General features: G+C 57.1%; 6 protein-coding genes. 1 reads left to right on the top strand and 5 read right to left on the bottom strand.

The annotated features are described in order from the left end of the window. Nucleotides 1-107 precede the first annotated feature (107 nt). From urtE to urtA, 5 genes are read right to left on the bottom strand one after another with little or no spacing between them, the layout of a single operon-like run. Nucleotides 108-797, bottom strand: a complete 690-nt coding sequence (gene urtE / locus FHK95_RS10305) for an urea ABC transporter ATP-binding subunit UrtE (RefSeq protein WP_150304518.1) — start codon at nucleotides 795-797, stop codon at nucleotides 108-110. 13 nt (nucleotides 798-810) lie between these two features. Continuing rightward, complete coding sequence (gene urtD / locus FHK95_RS10300) at nucleotides 811-1,551, bottom strand: urea ABC transporter ATP-binding protein UrtD (protein ID WP_150304517.1); 741 nt, start codon at nucleotides 1,549-1,551, stop codon at nucleotides 811-813. Beyond that, nucleotides 1,548-2,714: an urea ABC transporter permease subunit UrtC gene (gene urtC, locus FHK95_RS10295; RefSeq protein WP_150304516.1), complete on the bottom strand. Its 1,167-nt coding sequence runs from the start codon at nucleotides 2,712-2,714 to the stop codon at nucleotides 1,548-1,550. The genes urtD and urtC overlap by 4 nt, the downstream gene beginning before the upstream one ends. A 27-nt stretch (nucleotides 2,715-2,741) precedes the next feature. Then, complete coding sequence (urtB, locus tag FHK95_RS10290) at nucleotides 2,742-3,662, bottom strand: urea ABC transporter permease subunit UrtB (protein ID WP_150304515.1); 921 nt, start codon at nucleotides 3,660-3,662, stop codon at nucleotides 2,742-2,744. 58 nt (nucleotides 3,663-3,720) lie between these two features. Then, complete coding sequence (gene urtA, locus FHK95_RS10285) at nucleotides 3,721-4,965, bottom strand: urea ABC transporter substrate-binding protein (protein WP_150304514.1); 1,245 nt, start codon at nucleotides 4,963-4,965, stop codon at nucleotides 3,721-3,723. Between the two features lie 439 nt (nucleotides 4,966-5,404). Between urtA and fmdA the strand changes: the two genes are divergently transcribed. Next, entirely contained in the window at nucleotides 5,405-6,634 is a 1,230-nt protein-coding gene (fmdA, locus tag FHK95_RS10280) for a formamidase (protein ID WP_150304513.1), read from the top strand. Nucleotides 6,635-6,681 lie beyond the last annotated feature (47 nt).

The following is a 6,681-nucleotide window of genomic DNA, read 5'->3' as shown; positions in this document are numbered from 1 at the left end:
AGGCGCATTATAGGCCTCTGAGTTTTGCCGTCAAGCAGTCTGGGGTAACTTTTACGCGGAAAGCTGATAAAGCCCGTTCGCATGCTGCGAACAGGCTTATACGCGACTCAAACGGAAAGGAATTTGCTGATGTAAGCCTTGTCGATTTGCTCGCCTGCGGCTTCGTGCACGATTTTGCCTTTATCGATCACCAGCATCCGGTCGGCGACAGCGGTGGCGAAACTCAATACCTGTTCCGAGACGACGATGCTGATTTTGCGCAGCTGCTTGATCTCATTTAGCGTCACGGCCAGTTGCTTGATGATCGACGGCTGAATCCCCTCTGTTGGCTCATCCAGCAACAGCACCTTGGGGTCAGCCGCCAGCGCGCGTCCAATGGCCAGCTGTTGTTGCTGGCCGCCGGAAAGATTTCCCGCCTTGCGATGGCGCATGTCAAACAACACCGGGAACAGCTCGTAAATATCATTGGGCACCTTCTTCCGTCCGGATGCTTCCAGACCGGCCTTGAGGTTCTCCTCCACGGTCAACGTCGGAAACACCATCCTGCCCTGGGGTACATAAGCGATGCCCTTCGCCACACGCTGATAGGATTCGGCCCGGGTCAGATCATCACCCTGGAACCGGATCTCGCCCGCGGTACTTGGCAGCATGCCGATCAGCGATTTGAACAACGTAGTCTTGCCCATACCGTTGCGGCCCATGATCGCCACGGTTTCGTTCGCGCCCACCACCAATGAAATGCCATGGATCACTTCGCTCATGCCGTAACTGACGCGCAGCTCGTTGACGTTCAACATAATCAGACTCCCTTTAATGGCCCAGGTAGACTTCGATGACCTTCTCGTTTCGTTGCACGTCATCCATCTTGCCTTCAGCCAGCAATTTACCCTGGTGCAACACGGTCACCCGGTGCGCAATATCCTTGACGAAGTCCATGTCATGCTCGATGACGATAACCGAGCGGTTCTGGCTGATCCGCCGGAGCAGATCCGCCGTGGCTTCCCGTTCAGAGACACTCATACCTGCCACTGGCTCGTCGAGCATCAGCAGTTCGGGGTCCTGGATCAGCAGCATGCCTATCTCCAGCCACTGCTTTTGCCCGTGGCTGAGCAGTCCGGCGCTGGTATCAAGCCGGTCGACCAGGAAGATGTCATCAGCAACAGCCTCTACCCGTTCGCGCACCTGCTCGGTGACTTTGAAAAACAGGCTGCCAAATACCGTTCGCCCTGTTGGGTAAGACAACTGCAGGTTCTCGCGCACCGTCAGGTTTTCGTAGATCGATGGGGTCTGAAATTTACGTCCCACCCCCGCCTTGACGATATTGTTCTCCGCGAGCTTGGTCAGCTCGATGTCCTTGAACTTGATCGAACCCGACGTCGCACGCGTCTTGCCGCAGATCAGATCCAGCAGTGTGGTTTTGCCGGCGCCATTGGGGCCAATTACCACGCGCACTTCGTTTCGTTCTATATAGAGGTTCAATCCATCGACTGCCTTGAAACCATCAAACGAAACGGTCAGGTCCTCGATAGCCAATAGAATGGGCGCGCTCATGACGTCACCTCCTGAGGTTTGGATCTCTGCACCGGCTCGATCGGCTGCTCGCGCTTGACTGGCGCAGACTTGCGTCGCGATGCGAGGAACCTATCGATATGCGGCTGCACGAAATCGTCATACAGACCGGCCAGACCCCGCGGAAACAGCAACACCACGCCAATGAACAGCGCGCCCATAAAGATGATCCACAACTGGGGGAAGCTCTCCGACAGCAGGGTTTTGGCCAGGTTAACCAGCAAGGCACCGTACACCGCGCCGATCAGCGACAGCCGCCCGCCCACTGCGCAGAAAATCACCATTTCAATGGAGACCACCGTGCCCACGAATGAGGGCGACATGAAGCCGACCTGCAACGCGAACATGGCGCCGCCAATAGCCGAAAAGATGCCAGCCAGTGCGAAGACAAAGATCTTGATATTGGCGACGTCATAGCCAGAAAACCGCACCCGGTCTTCCTGATCGCGCATGGCGATGAGCAACTTCCCGTAGCGACTGCTGAGCACGAACTGACCGATCAACAGGCAGAGGATCAGCAGCACGCAGCACAGGAAATAGAGTATGTACTTGGCGCTGTCCGGGCGGATGTCCCAGCCCATCAGCGTACGCAGATCGGTGATGCCGTTGATACCACCCGTGAAACCCTGTTGGCCGATGATCAGAATGGTCGCGATCGAGGCAATCGCCTGGGTGATGATCGCGAAGTACACCCCACCGACACGCCGTTTGAACATCGCCACGCCAATGACAAAGGCGAACAACGCAGGCACGGTCAGGATCAACAGAATCGTCAGCGTCAGACTATGGAAAGGCATCCACAGCGCCGGCAATTCGGTGATCTGGTTCCAGTCCATGAAATCCGGAATGCCCGGCGTACTTTGAATGGCGGTGTTCTCCGGACTCGAAGCCTCGAGTTTGAGAAACATCGCCATACAGTAGCCGCCCAGACCGAAGAAGATTCCCTGCCCCAGGCTGAGCACCCCGCCGTAACCCCAGCACAACACCAGCCCGACCGCGACAAAGGCATAGGTCAGGTACTTCCCGATCAGATTCAGGCGAAAGATATCCAGCGTCAACGGCAGCACTACCAGCAACAGAACCGCCAGCGCGGCCAGTTGCAATAGACGCTGGCGTCCCCCGAATGCGCTTATCCAGTTTTGCATCACGTTACCCTCCAGCCGGCGCGCCAATCAGCGGCGCACCTTGCTTGCAAAAAGTCCCTGGGGACGGAACATCAGGATCCCGACGACCACCAGCAAGGTAATTACCTTGGCCATGGAGCCGCTGAGGAAGAATTCGAGGATCGACTGCGACTGGGCGATACCGAAGGCCGATACCACCGTACCGAGCAGGCTCGCTGCACCCCCGAATACCACCACCAGAAAGGTGTCCACGATATAGAGCGAACCCGTGGTCGGGCCGGTAGACGCAATAGTGGTAAATGCCGCACCCGCCACACCGGCGATGCCGCAACCCAGTGCGAAGGTAAAGCGATCGACGCGCTTGGTGTTGATGCCCGCCGCGTTTGCCATCAGTCGGTTCTGGGTGGTCGCGCGCAATTTGATGCCCCAGCGCGAGCGGTACATCATGCTCACCACGCCCACGGTCATGATCAGAGTCACAGCCATGACAAACAGTCCGTTGAGCGGAATGTCGATCATGTCATTTACCGCCCATGAACCCATCAGCCAGTCCGGCATACCGACGCTTACTTCCCGCGGACCAAAGGTTGAGCGATAGATCTGTTGAAGAATCAGACCCAGCCCCCAGGTCGCCAACAGGGTATCGAGTGGTCGATGATATAAACGGCTGATCATCACTCTTTCAACGATATAGCCGAGCAGGAAGGCTCCGGCGAAGGCCGCAACAATAGCGAAGGGGAAATAGACCTGCTGCAACCAAGGCGACGTCGACGCCAGCTCGGAAATCAGCCAGGTAATGTAGGCACCCAGAGTCAGAAACTCCCCGTGGGCCATATTGATAACGCCCATCTGCCCGAAGATGATGGCCAATCCCAGGGCCATCAACAGAAAGACGCAGAATAGACTCAGGCCACTGAATCCCTGCATGACAAAAATGGCCGTGAGCTCTTGCCCTGAATAACCGCCCATGATCGCTCTCCTGGTTTACCGAGGATGCGGTCGCAACCGACCGCATCTGCTACGTGGCTTATTGATAGCCTTCCGGGAAGGGGTTGGGTTCGATCAGCTCTGATTCGTACACAACTTCAGCCTGACCATCAGCCTTCCACTGGCCCATGCGCAATTTGCTCCACAGGTGGTGGTTTTCATGGACCTTCACGTAACCTTCAGGGGCCGTTTCCAACTCGATATCGGCGGAAGCCGCGGCCACAGCATCAACGTCGAAGCTGCCCGCTTTCTCGACAGCCGCTTTCCACAACCAGGGTCCCAGATAGGCTGCCTGAGTCACGTCACCGATCACGCTGTCTTCACCCCAGCGCGCCTTGAACGCCTTGACGAATGCCTGGTTGTTGTCGTTTTCCAATGACTGGAAGTACTTCATTGAGGAGTAATAACCGGCGATGTTCTCACCACCAATGCCCAGCACTTCGTCTTCAGTGACCGAAATCGTAACGATGGTCTGGCGTTCTGGTGTGATGCCGGCGGCCTTGAGCTGCTTCCACCAGGCCACGTTGGAGCCGCCAACGATGCTGGCGTAGACCACGTCAGGCTTTTTCAGACGGATCTTGTTGATCAGTGAACCGAAGTTGGTGTTGCCCAGCGGGTAATACTCTTCGCCGATGACTTCACCACCGAGCACGTTCTCGATGTGCTTGCGGGCGATCTTGTTCGAGGTGCGCGGCCAGATGTAATCCGAGCCGACGAGGTAGTAGGTCTTGGCGTCCTTTTCCTTGGCGATCCAGTCCAGTCCGGCGAGGTTCTGCTGAGTCGCTTCCTGCCCGGTGTAGATCACGTTCTTGGATTGCTCGAGACCTTCATAGAAGGTCGGGTAATAGAGCAGCCCGTTCTCCTTCTCGAAGACCGGCAGCACCGCTTTACGTGATGCCGAGGTCCAGCAACCGAACACCGCTGCGACCTTATCCTGGGTGAGGAGCTTGCGGGACTTCTCCGCGAAGGTCGGCCAATCGCTCGCGCCGTCCTCCTGGATCACCTCGATCTTCCGTCCCAGCACACCGCCCATGGCGTTGATCTGTTCGATGGCGAGCTTCTCGGCTTCCACCGAACCGGTTTCACTGATGGCCATGGTGCCGGTGATGGAATGCAGAATGCCGACCTTGACGGTGTCATCATTTACAGCCAGGCCGGTCGTACTGACCTTCTCGGTCGGATGATCTGCCGCGCCAGCGGCACCGGCAAAGCCCAGGCCAGTGCCCAGAGCCACTGCCAGCAAATGGCGCTTCCAGGCCGGCGTCTTGCGAGTAGAGTCATGCATGAGGTGCTTCTCCTTGAAATGGATGTCACTGGCGAGCACGTCCAGCCCCCGCTGTACTCACCTGTCCAATCCCCTGAGCAACCGCTGTGCCATCTCCTCCGACTCAGCCGAATTTTTTGCTTTCACACTATGTAAACATTTGAAAATCAAAGACTTTATACTTTCCGACTGATTAGACCGCGCCCCGCGGCCGCTAAGCAGCGCGTGCGCCGAAACAGCGCACCCTGACATTGTCATGCCATTGTCATGGTGCAGCGCTGGACAATGTCAGGTCAGGGCCGTCCGGTACCTTGCTAATAGCTGACTATCAACCCCTAAATTGTTGTTTTTAAATAACTTTTACATGACATGACAAAGCTGGCATGGCTTCTGCTGTAAGCGTCATACCGGACCGATTAAGCGGACCGACACGCAACGTCAAACAGAGGATGTCCCCGTCATGGCTGAAACACTGATCAAGATCGACCTGAGCAAAAGCCCCAAGGAACACGACACCATTCATAACCGCTGGCACCCGGACGTGCCCATGGTGGCGACCGTCAAGCCCGGGGCAGATTTCATTATTGAATGCATGGACTGGACCGGCGGGCAGATCGCTAATAATGACAGCGCCGAGGATGTCCGCGATGTCGACCTGACCAAGGTGCATTACCTGAGCGGCCCGGTAGCGGTCGAGGGCGCCGAGCCAGGCGATTTGTTGGTGGTCGACATTCTGGACATCGGCGCCTTCGCCGATCAGATGTGGGGCTTCAACGGCGTGTTTGCCAAGCAGAACGGTGGCGGTTTCCTTACCGAGCATTATCCCGAGGCACGCAAAACTATCTGGGACTTCAACGGCATCTATACCAAGTCCCGCCATATTCCGGGGGTCGAATTCATTGGTTTGATGCATCCGGGTCTGATCGGCTGTTTGCCTTCCCAGGCGCTGCTGGATGAATGGAATACGCGGGAGCAGGCATTGATCGATACCGATCCGGAGCGCGTGCCCGGCCTGGCCAATCCGCCCTATGCACCCACTGCCCACGTCGGCCGCGCCTCCGGCGATGTCGCCAGCAAGATCGCCGCGGAAGGCGCGCGCACCGTCCCACCGCGCGAACACGGCGGCAACTGCGATATCAAGGATCTGACCAAGGGCTCGCGGGTATTCTTCCCGGTCTACGTAAAGGGCGGCGGCTTGTCGATGGGCGATCTGCACTTCTCCCAGGGTGACGGCGAGATCACTTTCTGCGGCGCCATCGAGATGGCTGGCTGGATCCATATCAGAGTCAATCTGATCAAGGACGGCGTGAAAAAATATGCAGTGAAAAATCCGATATTCCAGCCAAGCGACCTTTCCCCCAGCTACAAGAAGCACCTTATCTTTGAAGGCATCTCGGTCGATGAAAATGGCAAGCAGCATTATCTGGATGCCCATGTTGCCTACCGCCAGGCCTGTCTGAACGCCATCGAGTACCTGAAAAAATTCGGCTACAGCGGCGCCCAGGCCTATTCAATCCTCGGCACCGCCCCGGTGCAGGGCCATATCAGCGGCATCGTCGATGTGCCCAACGTCTGCGCAACGGTTTGGATTCCGACCGAAATATTCGACTTCGATATCCAGCCCAACGCTGATGGACCAATCATTGCGGTCAGCGGTGACGAAGTGCCCACGGCCTTCTGGAACAAATAAAAGTGCCGCAGCCGGGCTGCTCCGCCACGGAGCATCCCCTCGGCCCC

Origin of the sequence: Pseudomonas saliphila, assembly GCF_008638345.1 — a bacterium.
Lineage (GTDB): Bacteria > Pseudomonadota > Gammaproteobacteria > Pseudomonadales > Pseudomonadaceae > Halopseudomonas > Halopseudomonas saliphila.
Note: the sequence above shows the minus strand (reverse complement) of the source record. Positions and strands in the feature narration are given on the sequence as shown.

Excerpts from the sequence above, each read along its gene's own strand:
- fmdA (WP_150304513.1), top strand. The coding sequence starts at position 5,405 with ATGGCTGAAACACTGATCAAGATCGACCTGAGCAAAAGCCCCAAGGAA.
- urtD (WP_150304517.1), bottom strand. The coding sequence starts at position 1,551 with ATGAGCGCGCCCATTCTATTGGCTATCGAGGACCTGACCGTTTCGTTT.
- urtA (WP_150304514.1), bottom strand. The coding sequence starts at position 4,965 with ATGCATGACTCTACTCGCAAGACGCCGGCCTGGAAGCGCCATTTGCTG.
- urtE (WP_150304518.1), bottom strand. The coding sequence starts at position 797 with ATGTTGAACGTCAACGAGCTGCGCGTCAGTTACGGCATGAGCGAAGTG.
- urtC (WP_150304516.1), bottom strand. The coding sequence starts at position 2,714 with ATGCAAAACTGGATAAGCGCATTCGGGGGACGCCAGCGTCTATTGCAA.
- urtB (WP_150304515.1), bottom strand. The coding sequence starts at position 3,662 with ATGGGCGGTTATTCAGGGCAAGAGCTCACGGCCATTTTTGTCATGCAG.